The sequence below is a fragment of the Paracoccus sp. BR5-17 genome (assembly GCF_055693925.1).
Map to the genome: position 1 here is coordinate 2,132,167 of NZ_JBVFUV010000003.1, position 17,540 is coordinate 2,149,706.

Annotated in this window: 14 protein-coding genes and 2 pseudogenes; 7 read left to right on the forward strand and 9 right to left on the reverse strand. The window is 69.2% G+C overall.

What is annotated here, in order from left to right; genetic code table 11:
- The first annotated feature begins 133 nt into the window (after window positions 1-133).
- A pseudogene (locus ACZ1HC_RS12065) lies at window positions 134-2,550 on the forward strand (penicillin acylase family protein).
- Here ACZ1HC_RS12065 and ACZ1HC_RS12070 read toward each other — a convergent pair.
- The 8 genes from ACZ1HC_RS12070 to ACZ1HC_RS12105 form a co-directional block, all read right to left on the reverse strand.
- Window positions 2,525-3,736: a zinc-dependent alcohol dehydrogenase family protein gene (locus tag ACZ1HC_RS12070; protein ID WP_472700197.1), complete on the reverse strand. Its 1,212-nt coding sequence runs from the start codon at window positions 3,734-3,736 to the stop codon at window positions 2,525-2,527. The pseudogene ACZ1HC_RS12065 and the gene ACZ1HC_RS12070 sit on opposite strands and share 26 nt — an antisense overlap.
- Window positions 3,733-4,710 (reverse strand): bifunctional diaminohydroxyphosphoribosylaminopyrimidine deaminase/5-amino-6-(5-phosphoribosylamino)uracil reductase RibD, encoded by a 978-nt coding sequence (gene ribD, locus ACZ1HC_RS12075; protein WP_472700835.1) that lies wholly within the window; start codon window positions 4,708-4,710, stop codon window positions 3,733-3,735. Before ribD ends, ACZ1HC_RS12070 begins: the two co-directional genes overlap by 4 nt.
- A gap of 29 nt (window positions 4,711-4,739) precedes the next feature.
- A complete protein-coding gene (gene nrdR, locus ACZ1HC_RS12080; RefSeq protein WP_472700198.1) occupies window positions 4,740-5,204 on the reverse strand; it encodes a transcriptional regulator NrdR in 465 nt (154 codons plus the stop codon).
- 120 nt (window positions 5,205-5,324) lie between these two features.
- The gene (locus ACZ1HC_RS12085; RefSeq protein ID WP_472700199.1) at window positions 5,325-5,747 is read right to left on the reverse strand and encodes a secondary thiamine-phosphate synthase enzyme YjbQ; all 423 of its coding nucleotides are present in this window, start codon (window positions 5,745-5,747) and stop codon (window positions 5,325-5,327) included.
- The gene (locus ACZ1HC_RS12090; RefSeq protein ID WP_472700200.1) at window positions 5,744-7,168 is read right to left on the reverse strand and encodes a DNA recombination protein RmuC; all 1,425 of its coding nucleotides are present in this window, start codon (window positions 7,166-7,168) and stop codon (window positions 5,744-5,746) included. The genes ACZ1HC_RS12085 and ACZ1HC_RS12090 overlap by 4 nt, the downstream gene beginning before the upstream one ends.
- Window positions 7,169-7,272: 104 nt before the next feature.
- Window positions 7,273-9,246 carry an RNA polymerase sigma factor RpoD gene (gene rpoD / locus ACZ1HC_RS12095; protein ID WP_472700201.1) on the reverse strand — a complete coding sequence of 658 codons (1,974 nt, stop codon included), beginning with the start codon at window positions 9,244-9,246 and terminating at the stop codon, window positions 7,273-7,275.
- 137 nt (window positions 9,247-9,383) lie between these two features.
- On the reverse strand, window positions 9,384-11,279 hold the full coding sequence (gene dnaG, locus ACZ1HC_RS12100) for a DNA primase (protein WP_472700202.1): 1,896 nt from the start codon (window positions 11,277-11,279) through the stop codon (window positions 9,384-9,386).
- A 65-nt stretch (window positions 11,280-11,344) separates the two neighbouring features.
- On the reverse strand, window positions 11,345-11,929 hold the full coding sequence (locus ACZ1HC_RS12105) for a TetR/AcrR family transcriptional regulator (protein WP_472700203.1): 585 nt from the start codon (window positions 11,927-11,929) through the stop codon (window positions 11,345-11,347).
- Window positions 11,930-12,004: 75 nt separating this feature from the next.
- Here ACZ1HC_RS12105 and ACZ1HC_RS12110 point away from each other — a divergent pair, with 75 nt between their 5' ends.
- The 5 genes and pseudogenes from ACZ1HC_RS12110 to gluQRS all read left to right on the forward strand — a co-directional run bounded on the left by ACZ1HC_RS12110 (window position 12,005) and on the right by gluQRS (window position 16,487).
- The gene (locus ACZ1HC_RS12110; RefSeq protein WP_472700204.1) at window positions 12,005-12,280 is read left to right on the forward strand and encodes a hypothetical protein; all 276 of its coding nucleotides are present in this window, start codon (window positions 12,005-12,007) and stop codon (window positions 12,278-12,280) included.
- A 55-nt stretch (window positions 12,281-12,335) separates the two neighbouring features.
- Complete coding sequence (locus tag ACZ1HC_RS12115) at window positions 12,336-13,544, forward strand: alpha-hydroxy acid oxidase (RefSeq protein WP_472700205.1); 1,209 nt, start codon at window positions 12,336-12,338, stop codon at window positions 13,542-13,544.
- A gap of 65 nt (window positions 13,545-13,609) precedes the next feature.
- Window positions 13,610-14,227 (forward strand): 50S ribosomal protein L25/general stress protein Ctc, encoded by a 618-nt coding sequence (locus ACZ1HC_RS12120; RefSeq protein ID WP_472700206.1) that lies wholly within the window; start codon window positions 13,610-13,612, stop codon window positions 14,225-14,227.
- Window positions 14,228-14,323: 96 nt separating this feature from the next.
- Window positions 14,324-15,660: pseudogene (gene trmFO / locus ACZ1HC_RS12125) on the forward strand (methylenetetrahydrofolate--tRNA-(uracil(54)-C(5))-methyltransferase (FADH(2)-oxidizing) TrmFO).
- Window positions 15,642-16,487, forward strand: a complete 846-nt coding sequence (gluQRS, locus tag ACZ1HC_RS12130) for a tRNA glutamyl-Q(34) synthetase GluQRS (protein WP_472700207.1) — start codon at window positions 15,642-15,644, stop codon at window positions 16,485-16,487. The pseudogene trmFO and the gene gluQRS overlap by 19 nt, the downstream one beginning before the upstream one ends.
- Window positions 16,488-16,549: 62 nt before the next feature.
- Here the strand turns inward: gluQRS and hisI are convergent, their stop codons facing one another.
- Window positions 16,550-16,909, reverse strand: a complete 360-nt coding sequence (gene hisI, locus ACZ1HC_RS12135; protein ID WP_472700208.1) for a phosphoribosyl-AMP cyclohydrolase — start codon at window positions 16,907-16,909, stop codon at window positions 16,550-16,552.
- Between the two features lie 62 nt (window positions 16,910-16,971).
- Between hisI and ACZ1HC_RS12140 the strand changes: the two genes are divergently transcribed.
- Window positions 16,972-17,412, forward strand: a complete 441-nt coding sequence (locus ACZ1HC_RS12140; RefSeq protein WP_472700209.1) for an iron-sulfur cluster assembly scaffold protein — start codon at window positions 16,972-16,974, stop codon at window positions 17,410-17,412.
- The last annotated feature ends 128 nt before the right edge of the window (window positions 17,413-17,540 follow it).

Below are 17,540 nucleotides of genomic sequence, written 5' to 3' on the forward strand. Positions count from 1 at the left end.
CCCCTGTCGCGCAAGTTGAACTGGCGCCTTGCCTCAATTATGCAGCACACCAGCATCCCGCTGCGTCATGGTCAAGCGCATCGGCACATCCGCAAGACAGGCAGCCGACCGGCCCCGAGGATCACCTTCCGTCATGCTGACCCTTTTCCGCTGGCTTCTTCGGCTGACCGTCGGCCTGATCGTGCTGCTGGTGGTCGCCGCGATCCTGGCCTGGTACTTCGCCGTCCGCTCGCTGCCGGACTATGATGCCACCTGGCAGGTCCAGGGCATCTCGGCCCCGGTCGAGATCGTGCGCTCGACCGAGAACGTGCCGCATATCTTCGGCCAGACCGACGAGGACGTGTTCTTCGCCCTGGGCCTTGTCCATGCGCAGGACCGCCTGTTCCAGATGACCCTGCTGCGCCGCGCCGCGCAGGGCCGCCTGTCCGAGGTCTATGGCGCCGGCGCCTTTCCCGCGGACGATCTTGCCCGGCGGCTGGAACTGTACCGCAATGCCGCAGCCTCGCTGCCGTCGCAGGATCAGGCCACGCAGGCGGCGCTGCGGGCCTATGCCGATGGGGTGAACCAGTGGATCGCCCGCATCAACCAGGACGCCCTGGGCCGCGGCGCGCCCGAGTTCTTCGTGTTGCCGCAGGACATCGCCTATTGGCAGCCCGCCGATTCCCTGGCCATCCTGAAGCTGCTGGCCGCCACCGCCAGCAACTCCGCCGCCGAGGAGGTGCTGCGCGCCCGCCTGTCGCTGACCTGGCCCGAACGCGGCCCCGATCTGCTGCTGGGCGAGGGCGATGCCCCTGCCGATCTGCCCCGCTACGCCGACCTGTTCCCCGGCGCGCGTCTGGCGCCGCCGGAATCGCGGCTGGGCGGCGCCCCATCCCGCGACGCGGCGGGGTTGCTGGCGCCGAATCTGGGCCTTGGCGCGAACGTCTTTGCCGCCGGCGCGTCGCGCACGGCGGCCGCCGGCGCGCTGCTGGCCAACGATCCGCAGGCGCCGCTGATCGCGCCGTCGCTGTATTACCTTGCGCGGTTGCAGTTGACGCCGGGGGGGTCATCGGGGCGACGATCCCCGGCCTGCCGGTGATCCTGTCGGGACGCAATCCCCAGCTGGCCTGGGGCATCGCCCCTGCCGCGGTGGACGACGCCGACATCGCCATCGAGGAGATCCAGCCCGGCCAGCCCGGCCGCTATCGCGGCGCAGGCGGCTGGACCGAATTCACCACGCGGCGCGAGGTGATCCGTGTCCTGGGTGAACCGGCCCGCGCGATCACGCTGCGCTCCAGCCGGAACGGGCCGCTGGTGCCGCTGCTGGATCCGGGGCTGGTCGATGTGACGCCGATGGGCCATGTCGCGGCGTTGCGCTGGACGGGGCTGTCGGGCACGGACACCACCATGTCGGCGCTGATCGGCCTGATGCGGGCTGCCGACGCCGACAGCGCGGCCACGGCGCTGGGCCGCGTGGTGGCGCCGGCGATGACGGTCGCCCTGGCCGACAGCGACGGCATCCGGCAGGTGAGCGTCGGCGCGCTGCCGCAGCGGTCTGCGGCCCATCCGACCGGCGGCGCGATGCCCGTTCCCGGCTGGCTGGCCGAAGGCGACTGGTCAGGCCTGATGCCCGTGACCCGGGACAGCCCCACCGAAGGGAACCTTGCCTTCGCGACCGAGGAGCGCGGCCCCCTTGCCCTGCGCCGCGCCCGCCTGTCGCACCTGCTGAACGACCGAGAGGTTCATTCCCGCGACAGCTTCATCGCCGCGCAACTGGACATCGTCAGCCCCGCGGCGCGGTCCCTGCTGCCGCTGGTCGGCGCGGATCTGTGGTTCACCGGAGAGCCCGCCGCGCCCGGAACCCCCGAACGCCAGCGGCAAGAGGCCCTGAACCTGCTGGCGGAATGGGACGGCGCCATGAGCGAGCATCTGCCCGAGCCGCTGATCTATGCCGCCTGGATGGCGGCGCTGCAGGATCGGCTGATCCGCGACGAACTCGGGCCGGTGGCGGACGACATCCGCGTCCTGCATCCGGGCTTCATCGATTCCGTCTTTCGGGACCGGGGCGGGGCCGGCCTGTGGTGCGACATCGTGCAAAGCGCCCCGGTCGAAGATTGCACCACCATCGCCCGGCAGGCGCTTGACCGCGCGATCCTGGATCTGACGGACCGGTTCGGCCCGGACGTGACAAGCTGGCGATGGGGCGACGCGCATCAGGCGCGCCATGTCCATCCGGGGCTGGGCCGGATCCCGGCGCTGCGCTGGATCGTGAGCCTGTCGCAGTCGATCTCGGGCGGGGCCTTCACGGTGTCGCACACCGGCATGATGGGAACCGGAACCGACCGCTTCGAGGCCCGCACCGGCCCGGCCTATCGCGGCGTCTATGACCTGGCGGATCCCGACAGTTCGGTGTTCATCGTCTCGACGGGGCAATCGGGCCATCCCCTGTCGCGCCATTACGACGACCTGGCGGGCCTGTGGCGGCGCGGGGAATACATCGGCATGTCGCTGGACCCCGCGCTGGCGCGCGCCGCCGCGACCGGGATCACCCGGCTGCAGCCGGCGCCCTGAGGTCGTCGAAGACGACGACCTGGCGGATCGCCTTGCCCTTGTCCAGCAGGTCGAAGCCCTCGTTGATTTGGTCCAGCGTCAGGGTGCCCGTCAGCAGCCGGTCCACGGGCAGTTGACCGGCCCGGTACATGCGGATGAAGCGGGGAATGTCGCGCTGGGGAACGCAGGAGCCCATGTAGCTGCCCTTCACGATGCGTTCGTCCGCCACGACGTTCACCGCCGGAAGCCGGAACTCGGCCGTCGGCGCGGCAAGCCCCGCGGTGACCGTCTGCCCGCCGCGGCGGGTGATCCGGTAGGCCAGCTCGAAGGCCGGCACCGCGCCCGCCAGTTCGACGGCGTGATCCACGCCGCCGCCGGTATCGGCACGGATGCGATCCGCCAGCCCCGGCTGGCCCGCGTTGTAGGTCCGGGTGGCGCCCAGATCCCGCGCAAGCGCCAGCTTGTCGTCGGCAAGGTCCACGGCCAAGATTTCGGTCGCGCCGGCCGCCACCGCCCCCAGAAGCGCCGCCAGGCCCACGCCGCCCAGGCCGACGATGGCGACGCTCTGGCCCGGTTGCACGCGGCAGGTGTTCAGCACCGCGCCCACCCCCGTCTGGACCGCGCAGCCGAACAGCGCGAGTTCCGTGAAGGGTATGTCGTCCGCATCCACCCGCACCACCGAATGGCGCGAGACCACCGCATGATCGGCATAGGCGGAAACGCCGCAATGGTGATGCACGTCCGCCCCGCCGCCGTGCAGCCGCATCTCGCCCGACATCAGCACGCCCCGGCCGTTGGCCTCGGCCCCGGGGATGCACAGCGCGGGCCGCCCCTCGGCGCAGGGCAGGCAGGCGCCGCAGGTGGGCTGGAAGGTCATCACCACCCGGTCGCCCGGCGACAGGTCGCGGATCGCGCCGCCAACCTGCACCACGGTCCCCGCGGCCTCGTGGCCCAGCACCATCGGCACGGGGCGCGGCCGGTTGCCGTTGATGACCGACAGATCCGAATGACACAGGCCCGCCGCGCCGATCCTGACCAGCACCTCCTCGGCGCCAGGGGGATCCAGATCCAGCTCCTCGATCACGAGGGGGCGGCTTTCGGCAAAGGGGGCCGTCGTGGGCGAGGCCTTCAGGACGGCGGCGCGGATCTTCATGCTGTTCTCCGGGTGGCGATGGGCGATGTTCACCGCCTGCGGGGGGATGTTCAAGCCCGGCGCCAGCGGTGGAACAGATCGTCGCCAAGGCGCCGGGTCTCGACAAGGCGGAAACGGGGCGCCTCGGCCAGCAGGTCCAGCCCCATCGGACCCACGGCCGCCCGCGCCTCGCTGCCCAGGACGACCCCGGCGGTATAGCCGACAAGCTGATCCACCAGACCCGCCCGCAGCAGCGCCCCGGCAAGGATCCCGCCGCCCTCGCAGAACACCCGCGTCACCCCCTGGGCTGACAGGGCGCGCAGGGCGGCCTCGGGCGGCCCGTCAAGCCGCAGCAGCGGACCATGCGCCGGGCCTTCCGCGGGCATCTGCGGCAGGGGATGCGAACCCAGGACCACCCGCAGCGGCTGGCGGGGCGTATCCAGCCCGCGCACGTTCAGCGACGGGCGATCGGCGCGGGCGGTGCCGCCCCCCACCATCACCGCGTCGTGCACCATGCGCATGGCATGAACATGCAGCCGTGCCGCCGGGCCGGTGATCCACCGGCTTTCGCCGCGGGCCGTCGCGATCCGGCCGTCAAAGCCGGTGGCCAGCTTCAGGGTCACGAAGGGCCGGCCCGTCAGGATGCGCGACAGGAAGCCCGCCTGCAGTTCCGCGGCCTCGGACTGCCGGACGCCTTCGGTCACGGCGATCCCCGCGGCCTGCAGCATCGCGTGCCCGCGCCCCGCCACGCGGGGGTCGGGATCGGTCATCGCCGACACCACGCGGGCGATGCCTGCCTGCGCCAATCCTTCCGCGCAGGGCGGCGTGCGGCCGTGATGGGCGCAAGGCTCCAGCGTGACATAGGCCGTCGCACCCCGCGCCAAGGGCCCGGCCTGATCCAGGGCCATGCGTTCGGCATGAGGCCGGCCGCCCGGCTGGGTCCAGCCCCGCCCGAGGATGCGGCCCCCGCCGACGATCACGCAGCCCACGGCCGGATTGGGCCAGACGCTGCCAAGCCCACGGCGCGCAAGCCGCAGGGCATGGGCCATGTGGTGCAGATCCCGGGGGTCGGCCATGGTCAGTCGGTGCCGGGCACGGGCCGCAGTTCCGACACGAACTTGTCGAAGTCGTCGGCGTCCTGGAAGTTCTTGTAGACGCTGGCAAAGCGGACATAGGCCACGTTGTCGATGCGCGACAGCGACTCCATCACGATCTCGCCGATCGTCTTCGATGGGATGTCGGTCTCGCCCGTGCTTTCCAGGCGGCGGACGATGCCGCTGATCATCTGCTCGATCCGCTCGGGCTCGACCGGGCGCTTCTGCATCGCGATGCGGATCGACCGGGCCAGCTTGTCGCGATCGAAATCCTCGCGACGGCCGCTGGATTTCACCACCACCAGATCGCGAAGCTGCACGCGCTCGTAGGTGGTGAAGCGGCCTCCGCAGGCGGGGCAGAAGCGGCGGCGGCGAATGGCGACGTTGTCCTCGGCGGGGCGGGAATCCTTGACCTGGGTATCCACGTTTCCGCAAAACGGGCAGCGCATCCAGTTGTCCCCTCGGCCGCTGAAATCGCCACCACTATAGGCCAACGGCAGGGATCGGGTAGCGTTATCCACAGACCACAAGATGTTCTTTCCGCGCGATGTGTCCCGAATGCCGCGCCCTCAGGACGGCTGGAAGACCGCCGCGACCTGCCGGCTGTGGGGCGCGCGGCGGTGTTCAACCAGATAGATGCCCTGCCAGGTGCCCAGCATCATCCGGCCCGCGGCCACCGGGATCTGCAGGCTGACCGGCAGGACCGCCGCCTTCAGATGCGTGGGCATGTCGTCGGGCCCCTCGGCCCGGTGGCGCAGCCAGGACATCGAGGGATGGTCCGCCGCGGGCGCGATCCGGTCCAGCCAGCCCAGCAGGTCGGCCTGCACGTCGGGTTCGGCGTTCTCCTGGATCAGCAGCGAACACGAGGTATGCCGCACCATCAGCGTCACCAGCCCGTCGCGGGCGGCGCTGGCGGAAAGCCAAGCCCGCACCTGCGCGGTAAAGTCGTGGCAGGCTGGGCCGTGCGTGTTCAGCGTGAAAAGATGGTTCATTCGGCAGCCTCCGGCGGATCCAGCATCAGGCCGTCGGCGGCGCCGTCATGGTCGGTGGCGATGCGCTTTTGGGTGCGCGCGCCCAGTTCGCGCAGCATCTCGACCTGACGGATCACGTTGCCCGATCCGCGGGTCAGCCGGTCCATCGCCTGCCCGTGCGCCCGCCCCGCCTGGTCGAGCGCGCGGCCAACGGCCTCCATCGATTCGACGAAGCCGGCGACCTTGTCGTAAAGCTGGCCCGCGCGGCGGGCGATCTCGGTGGCGTTGGCCTCGCGGCGTTCGACGGCCCAGACATGCTCGACGGTGCGAAGCGTCAGCATCAGCGTGGTGGGCGTTGTCAGGCCGACCCGGCGTTCCATCGCGAAGCTGGCAAGGGCCGGATCGGCCCGAAGCGCCTCGGAGAACGCGCCTTCGATGGGAATGAACATCAGGACGTAATCCACCGAACCGTCGTCCATACGGTGATAGCCCTTGTCGCCCAGCGTCACCACATGGGCGCGGATCGCCGCGACGTGGCGGCGCAGGGCGGCCTGCGCCTCGGCCGGATCCTCGGCCGTGGCAGCGCGTTCGTAATCGACCAGCGAAACCTTGCTGTCGATCACCAGGACCTTTCCGCGTGGCATCTTCACCACCACGTCGGGGCGCCAGCGTTTGCCGTCATCGTCGGTCCAGCCCGACTGCGTGTCGTAGTGGGTTCCCGCCAGCAGCCCCGATTCCTCGAGCAGGCGTTCCAGGACCATCTCGCCCCAGGCGCCCTGGCGCTGCTTGTCGCCCTTCAGCGCGCGGGTCAGGTTCACCGCCTCGCGCGAGATGTCCTCGGACCGCTGGTGCAGGAAGGCGATCTGCTCGCGGAGCCTGGCGCCTTCCTCGTCCAGAACCTTGTTGCGGGCCTGCAGTTCGGTCTGGAAACGATGGACCTGTTCGCGGAACGGGTTCAGCAGCGCGGAAAGCTGCTCGCCCTGGGCGCGCTGCATGTCACCCTGCTGCGCGCGCAGCGTCTCGGTCGCCAGAACCTTGAACTGCGCAGTCATTTCCTGGCGCAGGTCGCGCAGGGTGCGGATTTCCCGCGCCGCGGCTTCGGCATCCTTTTCCTGGCGCAGGCGCGTCTCGACCAGGTCGGTGCGGGCGGCCGCCAGCAGTTGCCGCGCCTGGTGCAGGGCGTCGGCAAGCCCGTCGCGTTCCTCGGTCAATTCGGACAGACGCTCGGCCTGCGCCTCGAACCGCGCCTGCTGCTGGCCGGCCTGCAAGGCGAAGGCACGCGCTTCCTCGGCCAGATCCCGAAGCTGCGATTCAAGACGAGAGACGCGGGCCTCGGCCGAAAGCCCGCTCCGGCGCCAGCCAATCGCAAGCGCCGCCAGCAGCGCAGCGGCCAGGATCAGAAGGATGCGCAGCGTGGCGAGGTCTTCCAGCAGGCTTGCCATCGGCTCTCCGGGAACAGTCACGGGCACTGTTCATGGTTTGTGCCGTAGGTGCAAGCCTTCCTGCCACGGCCCCGCCGGATCGCGGCAGGGCCGTGGGAATCCTGTCACTGGTCCAGGAAGGACCGCAGCTTGCGCGACCGCGAGGGGTGCTTCAGCTTGCGCAGGGCCTTGGCCTCGATCTGGCGGATCCGTTCGCGGGTCACGCTGAACTGCTGGCCCACTTCCTCCAGGGTGTGATCGGTGTTCATGCCGATGCCGAAGCGCATCCGCAGGACGCGTTCCTCGCGCGGGGTCAGGCTGGCCAGCACCCGGGTCGTCGTTTCCTTGAGGTTTTCCTGGATGGCCGAATCCAGCGGCAGGACCGCGTTCTTGTCCTCGATGAAATCGCCAAGCTGGCTGTCCTCCTCGTCCCCGATGGGGGTTTCGAGGCTGATCGGCTCCTTGGCGATCTTCATCACCTTGCGGACCTTTTCCAGCGGCATCTGCAGCTTTTCGGCCAGTTCCTCGGGCGTGGGTTCGCGGCCGATCTCGTGCAGCATCTGGCGGCCGGTGCGCACCAGCTTGTTGATCGTCTCGATCATGTGGACCGGGATGCGGATGGTCCGGGCCTGGTCGGCGATAGAGCGGGTGATCGCCTGGCGGATCCACCAGGTCGCGTAGGTGCTGAACTTGTAGCCGCGGCGGTATTCGAACTTGTCCACCGCCTTCATCAGGCCGATGTTGCCTTCCTGGATCAGGTCCAGGAACTGCAGGCCGCGGTTGGTGTATTTCTTGGCGATGCTGATGACCAGGCGCAGGTTGGCCTCGACCATCTCCTTCTTGGCCTGCCGGGCCTCCTTCTCGCCGCGCTGGACCTGGGCGACGATGCGGCGGAACTCCTCGATGTCGACGCCGACATACTGGCCGACCTGCGCCATCTCGTTGCGCAACTCCTCGACCTTGTCGCGCGAGCGTTCGAACAGCGCCTGCCAGCCGCGCCCCGCCTGCTGGGACATGCGGTCCACCCAGGTCGGGTCCAGTTCGGTGCCGCGATAGGCCTCGATGAACTCGCGGCGATTGATGCGGGCGGCGTCGGCCAGCTTCACCATGCCGCTGTCGATGGTCACGATCCGCCGGTTGATGCCGTAAAGCTGATCGACCAGGGCCTCGATCCGGCTGCTGTTCAGGTGCAGTTCGTTGACCAGCCCCACCATGCGCGAACGCAGCGCCTGATAATCGCTTTCGGCGGTGGCCGAGAAGCTGTTGTCCTCGTTCAGGGTGGCCGACATCCGCTGGTCCTGCATCGCCGCCAGGGCCTCGTAGTCCCGCGCGATCAGTTCCAGCGTCTCGAGGACCTTGGGCTTGAGGCTGGCCTCCATTGCGGCCAGCGACAGGTTGGCGCCCTCGTCCTCGTCCTCGTCATCCTCGCCGCGCATGGGGTTGCCGTCGGCGTCCAGTTCCTCGCGCTTCTGCGAGGATTCGGCAGAAACGCTGTCGTCGGACAGTTCTTCCTCGGCAGCCTCGTCATCCTCCATCGACTGGCCAAAGGTGGTTTCCAGGTCGATCACGTCGCGCAGCAGGATCTCCTCGTCCAGAAGCTCCTCGCGCCACATGGTGATGGCCTTGAAGGTCAGCGGGCTTTCGCACAGGCCCGCGATCATGGTGTTGCGGCCCGCCTCGATGCGCTTGGCGATGGCGATCTCGCCCTCGCGCGAGAGCAGTTCGACCGAGCCCATCTCGCGCAGGTACATGCGCACCGGATCGTCGGTGCGGTCCAGCTTCTCGGTCTCGGAGGTGGCGACGGCAACCTCGCGCGAGGTCGATCCGACCACGGCGACCGCGCCGCCCTCGGGCTCCTCGGCTCCGTCCTCGTCCTCGATCACGTTGATGCCCATCTCGGACAGCATCGACATGACGTCCTCGATCTGCTCGCTGCTGACCTGTTCGGGGGGCAGAACCGCGTTCAGCTGGTCATAGGTGATGTATCCCCGTTCCCGCGCATCGGCGATCATGCGCTTGACCGCTGCCTGGCTCATGTCCAGCGAGTGGGCGTTGTCGTCCTTGTCGGTCTTGTCGTGATCGTCGTCCTTGGCGGCCATCAAGGGCTCCCTTCTTCAGGCGGCGATTCGCGGCAGGGGCGAATCACTGAACATCATGTCTATATCTAGCGCGCCGCACCCCCGAATCAAAGAGAGCGCGCCACAGGCGATTCGCAGCCCCAGATTGTCCGGGATCCTCAGCGTCGAGGTGGCTTGCGCCAGATCTGACCCTCGACGAACTGCGACAACTGGGCCGACAGCGCGTCGCGGTCCTCGTTGAGGTCCAGGCCGCCGTCCAGTTCCGGGCGTTCGGCGCGGTGGCGGGCACGGGCGATCTGCTGCATCCGCCATGTCAGCCCCTCGTCAGCCTCTCCCTGGATCTCGGCCTCGGCGCGGAGAAGTTCCGTCCCGATGGCGCGCTGCGCTTCGATCCGGTCGAGAAGATTGGCCAGGATCGCGGCGACGGTGTCGGCATCCTGGGTGTCGATCACCGCAGGAGTGAGGCCCAGATGGGCGTCACGTTGCAGCGTTTCAAGGCCGCGCCTGCCGGCATCGCTGTGGGTTTGCCCCAGAAGGTCGAACAGCAGCGCCGAGCGGTCGGGGTCCGACGGGTTCAGCCGTTCCAGCCGCGATTCGACCGGGGCGATCAGTTCCGGGCGCAGGGCGCAGATCAGCAGGCTGGCCCCTTCCAGCAGGGCCAGGGCCGCGTGCGGATCGGCCACGGTGGGCGGGATCGGCAGGGCCGGACGGGCGGTCCGTGGGTGGCCGCCGCGGCCCCTGACGGATCTCTCGCCGGTCCGGCGCGCCGCGGCGCCGAACAGTTCCCACCGTTTGCGGCGCAGTTCCTCGGCGTAATGGGCGCGGGTCGGCTCGTCGGGGATTGCAGCGATGGCATCCCTCAGGCGCTTGTCCAGAGCCGCCTTGCGTTCGGGGCTGTCGAAGACTTGTCCTTCGGTTTCCCGCGCCCAGAGAAGATCGACCAAGGGCCGCGCCTGGTCCAGCAGGGCGGCCATCGCCCCCGGGCCGGCCGCCTTGATGAGATCGTCCGGGTCCTGGCCCGCGGGCAGGATCACGAAGCGCAGCGCCTGGCCCGGCCCGGTCATCGGCAGGGCCAGGTCGATCAGCCGCTGCGCCGCGCGCTGCCCCGCCGCGTCGCCGTCAAGCGCGATCACGGGTTCGGACGACACGCGCCACATCAGGCGCAACTGGTCTTCGGTGATGGCGGTGCCCAGGGGGGCCACGGCGCCCTCGAACCCGGCGCGCGACAAGGCGATCACGTCCATGTAGCCCTCGGCGACGATCAGCCGCTGCCGCTTTGCGACCGCCGCGCGTGCGGGCGCCAGGTTGTAGAGGTTGCGGCCCTTGTCGAACAGCGGCGTTTCCGGGCTGTTGAGGTATTTGGCCCGCGCATGGGGATCCAGCGACCGGCCGCCAAAGCCGATGCAGCGCCCCTGGCCGTCGCGGATCGGAAAGATGATGCGCCCCCGGAAGCGGTCATAGGCCGGACCGCCGCCCTCGGGCATGGCCGACATTCCGGCCTCGACGATCAGCGCCTCGTCGAAGCCCTTGGCGCGCAGGGCCTGCGTCAGCGCGGTGCGCCCGTCGGGGGCAAAGCCGATCTCGAAGCGGTCGAGCGCGGCCTGGTCCAGACCCCGGCGCGCCAGGTAGTCGCGCGCCTGCCCGGCGGCGGCGGTCTGCAGTTGCAGGCGGAACCAGCGGCACGAGGCCTCGGTCACCTCGAACAGGCGGGTGCGGCGGTCGGTCCGTTCGCGGGCGCGCGGGTCGGGTTCTGGCATCTGCAGGCCGGCCTCGGCGGCCAGCAGCTTGACGGCCTCGATGAACTCCATCCCCTCGGCCTCGCGCAGGAACCGGATGGCATCCCCCTTGGCGTGGCAGCCGAAGCAATAGTAATAGCCCTTCTGGTCATCGCAGTGAAAACTTGCGGATTTTTCCTGGTGGAACGGACAGGGCGCCCACCAGTCACCGCGCCCCTGGTTCGACTTGCGCAGATCCCACACGACCTTACTGCCGATCACGCGGCTGATCGGGATGCGGTTGCGAATCTCGTCAAGGAAGCCGGGGGGCAGACTCATGGGGGGATTATCGCGCCGCGGGGGGCGGCAGGGAAAGGGGTATTCGGGCAAAGAAGAAGCGGCGGTCACACCGCGCCGACCGCGCCGCGCGCAAGGCCCCAGTAGATGTCGCCGATCCGACGCCGATCCAGGCGTCCGCCCTCGCGGTACCAGTTCGTCACGCCGGTCAGCATGGCGATCAGCCCCATCGTCGCCAGCCGGGTGTCGTCGATCCGCATCAGCCCCGCCGCCACCCCGTCGCGCAGGATGGATTCAAGCGCCGCCTCGTATTCGCCGCGCAGCGCCGCGATCAGGGCGAAGTTCGCCGGCGTCAGGCTGCGCAGCTCCATGTAGGACAGGAACACCGTATCCGCGTGGTCCAGGCTGGCATTGATGTGGAAGCGCACGAAATGTTCCAGCCGCGCCAGCGGGTCGCCCGGCACGTCCTGCCAGGCGCCCAGAAGGCCACGCATGTGACCTTCCAGCAGATCGAACAGCAGCGCCTGCTTGTCCGGGATATAGGCATAGAGCGCGCCGACCTGCACCCCCACGGCTGAGGCGATCTGGCGCATCGACACCGCTGCGTAGCCGTGGCGCGCGAACAGGCGGCGGGCCTGGGCGCGGATCAGGGGGCCGGTGATGTCGGCGCGGGAGCCTTGGGTGCGGGCCATGCCACGTTCTAGCGCGAGGCAGAACGGCGGGAAAGTCCGTTGCCCGATCCCCGGCTGCGCCGTAAGCATGTCGCCATGAAAAAGATCCTGATCCTTTTGCTGGCCGTCCCGCTGGCCGGCTGTGCGGCCGGGGTGTCGGATTATCCCCGGCTTCTGCCCACCGACCAGATCCTGGCCGAACCCGCCCTGCCCGACCACGTCCCGGATGCCGCCCGCTCGCCCGCGGCGGTCGAGGGGCAGGCCCAGGCCCGGGCCGAGGATCTGCGCCGCCGCGCCGAAGCCCTGCGCGGCCCGGTGATCGAGCCCGACACCCTGTTGCGGATGAGCCCGCAGGACGGGTCGCGCGACTGATTGCCGGGCGCGTCCGCGTCTGGTAAAGAAATCTTACCAAGCCGCGGAGAGCGCCATGCCCGTCGTCACCTCGATCGAAGACCTCAAGCGGATGCACCGCGCCCGCACGCCCCGGATGTTCTACGACTATGCCGAATCCGGCAGCTATACCGAACAGACCTTCCGCGAGAACACGACCGATTTCGCCCGGCTGAAGCTGCGCCAGAAGGTCGCCGTGGACATGTCGAACCGCAGCACGGCCTCGGACATCGTGGGCCTGCCGGCCGCGATGCCGGTGGCGCTGGCGCCGGTCGGCATGACCGGGATGCAGCACGCCGACGGCGAGATCCACGCCGCCCGCGCGGCCGAGAAGTTCGGCGTCCCCTTCTGCCTGTCCACCATGTCGATCTGTTCGATCGAGGATGTCGCCGAACACACGACCAAGCCCTTCATGTTCCAGCTTTACGTCATGAAGGACCAGGATTTCCTGGCGGCGATCATCGACCGCGCGAAACGGGCGAAGTGCAGCGCCCTGGTCCTGACGCTGGATCTGCAGATCCTGGGCCAGCGGCACAAGGATCTGAAGAACGGCCTGTCCGCGCCCCCCAAGCTGACCCTGCCCACCCTGCTGGATCTGGCCTTCCGGTGGCGCTGGGGCATGGGGATGCTGCAGACGAAGCGGCGCTTTTTCGGCAACATCGTGGGCCACGCCAAGGGGGTGGCCGATCCCTCCAGCCTGATGAGTTGGACGGCCGAGCAGTTCGACGAGAAGCTGGACTGGGACAAGATCGCCCGGATCCGCGACCTGTGGGGCGGCAAGCTGATCCTGAAGGGGGTGCTGGACCCCGAAGACGCGCGCATCGCCGCCGATTTCGGGGCGGACGCGATCATCGTCAGCAACCACGGCGGGCGCCAACTGGACGGGGCGCTGTCGTCGATCCGCATGTTGCCCCACATCGTCAAGGCCGTTGGCGACCGGGTGGAAATCCACATGGACAGCGGCATCCGGTCGGGCCAGGACGTGCTGAAGGCCCTGGCGCTGGGGGCCCATGCGACCTGGATCGGCCGCGCCTGGCTGCACGGGCTGGGCGCCATGGGAGAGGCGGGCGTCACCCGCGCGCTGGAGATCATCCGCAGGGAACTGGACATCACCATGGCGCTGTGCGGGGAACGGAACGTCCGCGACATCGGCCCGCAGAACGTGATGATCCCGCGCGGTTTCCTGGATGAATACGACATCCCTCAGCCGATGGGGGCTTCACAAACCGCGCCGGTTGCCGTATAGGCCGCCACCTGCCGCCATGCACCCTTGGAGGATGGCGGCGTCCACAACCAAGTTAGGAACATATCATGGCCAAAGAGATCCCTGATCTGGTGGCCGAGCCGCGCGCGGGGTCAGGCAAGGGGGCCGCCCGCCAAGCTCGCCGCGATGGCAAGGTGCCGGGTGTCGTCTATGGTGACCACAAGGACCCGGTCAGCATCCAGTTCGACTTCAACAAGCTGCTGACCCAGCTGCGCGCGGGCCGGTTCATGTCCACGCTCTTCAACCTGAAGGTCGACGGCCAGGAGGACGTCCGCGTGATCTGCCGCGGCGTGCAGAAGGACGTGGTCAAGGATCTGCCGATCCACATCGACTTCATGCGCCTGCGCCGCACGTCCAAGGTGAACCTGTTCATTCACGTGGACTTCATCAACCACGACAAGTGCCCCGGCCTCAAGCGCGGCGGCACCCTGGTGACGGTGCGCCCCGAGGTCGAGCTGGTCGTGACGGCGGGCGACATTCCCGATCACATCACCGTGGATCTGGAAGGCTTGAACGTGGGCGACACCATTCACATCAACGATGTCGCGCTGCCGGAAGGCGTGAAGCCCACCATCGACCGCAATTTCGTGATCGCCAACATCGCCGCCCCCTCGGCGCTGCGTTCGAGCGACGACGAGGCCGACGAAGGCGCCGCCGAGGAGTGATCCCGGGCGCCCGTGGCTGAATCAGGGCGGCGCCGCACGGTGCCGCCCTTTCCTTGTGCGGGCGGCTTTGCTACCCCTCCACCAGCAGGAGGTCACATGGAACCCATCCACATCGTCGGCGCGGGCCTTGCCGGATCCGAGGCCGCATGGCAGGCGGCCCGCGCGGGGGTGCCCGTCATCCTGCACGAGATGCGCCCCGCCCGGGGAACCTTCGCCCACAAGACCGGCGACTGCGCGGAAATGGTCTGCTCCAACAGCTTCCGGTCCGATGACGACGTGATGAACGCGGTGGGCCAGCTGCACTGGGAGATGCGCGCGGCGGGCGGGCTCATCATGGCGATGGCCGACCGCCACCGCCTGCCCGCCGGGGGCGCCCTGGCCGTGGACCGCGAGGCGTTCTCGGCCGCGGTGACCGAGGCCCTGCAGGCCGAACCGCTGATCCGCATCGTCCCGGGCGAGATCACCGACCTGCCGCGCGACGGCAACTGGATCGTGGCGACCGGCCCGCTGACCTCCGATGCGCTGGCCCAGGCAATCCGCGCGGTGACGGGGACCGAAGCCCTGGCCTTCTTCGACGCCATCGCCCCCATCGTCCATGCCGAAACCATCGACATGTCCGTGGCTTGGGAACAGAGCCGCTACGACAAGGGCCAGACCGAGGCCGAGCGGCGCGCCTATATCAACTGCCCGATGACCCGCGACCAGTACGAGGCCTTCATCGACGCCCTTCTGGCCGCCGACAAGACCGAGTTCCACGAAGGCGAGGCGGCTGGCTATTTCGACGGCTGCCTGCCGATCGAGGTCATGGCCGAACGCGGGCGGCAGACGCTTCGCCACGGGCCGATGAAGCCGGTCGGGCTGACCAACGCGCACAAGCCGGATGAAAAGCCCTATGCCGTGGTCCAGCTTCGCCGCGACAACGCCCTGGGGACGCTGTACAACATCGTCGGCTTCCAGACCAAGATGAAATACGGCGCACAGACCCAGGTGTTCCGCATGATCCCCGGCCTGGAAAACGCCAGCTTCGCCCGCCTGGGGGGATCCACCGCAACTCCTTCCTGAACTCGCCCACCCTGCTGGACGACCGGATGCGGCTGCGGCTTCGCCCGAACCTGCGCTTTGCCGGCCAAGTCACGGGGGTCGAAGGCTATGTCGAAAGCGCGGCCATGGGCCTGCTGGCGGGCCGCATGGCCGCCGCCCAGGCGCAGGGCCGCGACCTGCCGCCGCCGGCCCCGACGACCGCCACCGGGGCCCTGGTCAACCACATCACCGGCGGCGCCGAGGCCAGGACCTTTCAACCGATGAACGTGAACTTCGGCCTGTTCCCGCCGCTGGGAGACGCCCAGGGCGGCCGCAAAGGCCGCAAGGACCGCTATCCCGCCTATACCCGGCGGGCCAAGGACGACTTCAGCGCATGGCTGGCGGCGCAGTAACCCGCTTCGCCCCCTCGCCCACCGGGCTGCTGCATCTGGGCCATGCCTATGCCGCCCTGGTGGCCGCCGGGCTTGCCGGCCCGGGACGGTTCCTGCTGCGGATCGAGGACATCGACCGCGACCGCTGCCGCCCCGAATACGAAGCCGCCATCCACGAGGATCTGGCATGGCTGGGCCTTCGATGGGCCGTGCCGGTCATGCGGCAGTCAGACCGCCTCGCGGAATATCGTGGTGCGCTCGGACGGCTGGCACCGTTGAGCTATCCCTGCCGCTGCCGGCGCGGCGACATCCGGGCTGCGCTCTCGGCCCCGCAAGAGGGGGCGGCCCCGGCCGGGCCGGATGGCCTGGTCTACCCGGGCACCTGCCGCAGCCGCAGCCTGTCGGACGCCGAACCCGGCGACGTGATCCGGCTGGACATGGCCCGCGCCTTCGGCGCCCTGGGCATCGACCGGATCGGCTTTCGCGACCAGGCGGTCATGCCCGACCGGGACCATGTCCTGACGCGCGATCAGGTCCTGGAACGGATCGGCGACGTCATCCTGTCGCGCCGGGGCATGGGCACGTCCTATCATCTCGCGGTCGTGGTGGACGACGCCGCCCAGGGGATCACGCTGGTCACGCGCGGCAGGGACCTGTTCGACGCGACCTATATCCACGTGCTGCTGCAAAAGCTGCTGCGGCTTCCCACGCCCGCCTATCACCATCACCGCCTGATCCGCGACGACACGGGCAGGCGCCTGGCCAAGCGCGACGACGCCCGCGCCATCCGCCATTACCGCGAGGACGGCGCCAGCCCCCGGGACATCCGCCGGATGCTGGGCCTCTAGCCCATCTTCTGTGCGCAAATATCCCGGGGGGGCCGCCGGAACGGCGGCGGGGGCAGAGCCCCCTAATCGGACATGGGCTCCATGATCTCGACCTCGGCCCCGTCGCGCAGCGCGGTATAGAAACAGCTGCGCCGGTTCGTGTGGCAGGCCGGACCCTTCTGGCGCACCAGCACCAGCAGGCAGTCCCGATCGCAATCGATGCGCAGGTCCACCAGATCCTGCACATGGCCCGAGGTCTCGCCCTTCACCCAGAACGACTGCCTGGACCGCGACCAATAGGTGACGCGCCCGGTCCGCAACGTTCGCGCCAGGCTCTCCGCGTTCATCCAGGCCATCATCAGGATCTCGCGGCTGTCGGCATCCTGCGCGATCGCCGGGATCAGGCCGTTGGCGTCGAAGGTCAGGCTGGCGGGATCGAACATCGGGTTTCCTTTCGCGGTGCGCGTCCCTATCTAGGGCAAAGAGCAGCGCATGGAAAAGACCGATGGCCGACAGCGACCTGATGCAGCTTTATTCCCGCAGGATCCTGGCGCTGACGACGGCGATCCCGCATCTGGGGGTGCTGCCGGACTTCGACGGCAAGGCGATGCGGCGGTCCCCCCAGTGCGGTTCCTCGGTCACCGCCTATGTGGCAATGGACGGCGACCGGATCGCCGACTTCCGCCAGGAAGTCCGCGCCTGCGCGCTGGGGCAGGCCTCGGCCTCGGTCCTGGGCCAGGGGGTGATCGGCCGCAGCCGAGCCGAGATCGCCCAGACGCGCGAGGCGTTGCAGGCCATGCTGACCCAGGGTGGAACGCCCCCGGCCGCGCCCTTCGCCGATCTCGAGGCGCTGCTGCCGGCGCGGGACTATCCCAACCGCCACGCCTCGATCCTGCTGGCCTGGGATGCCACCCTTGAAGCCATCGACGAGGCCTGCCTGACATAAAAAGGACCGGCCCGCAGGGGGCCGGTCAGGTGCGCGTGCGGGGATGCGACGGTCGCACAGGCGGGGCGACGTCACGGCAACGCGGGGCAGAGTTCAGGCCTGAAGGATGGCCGGCAGCCAGAGGCTGA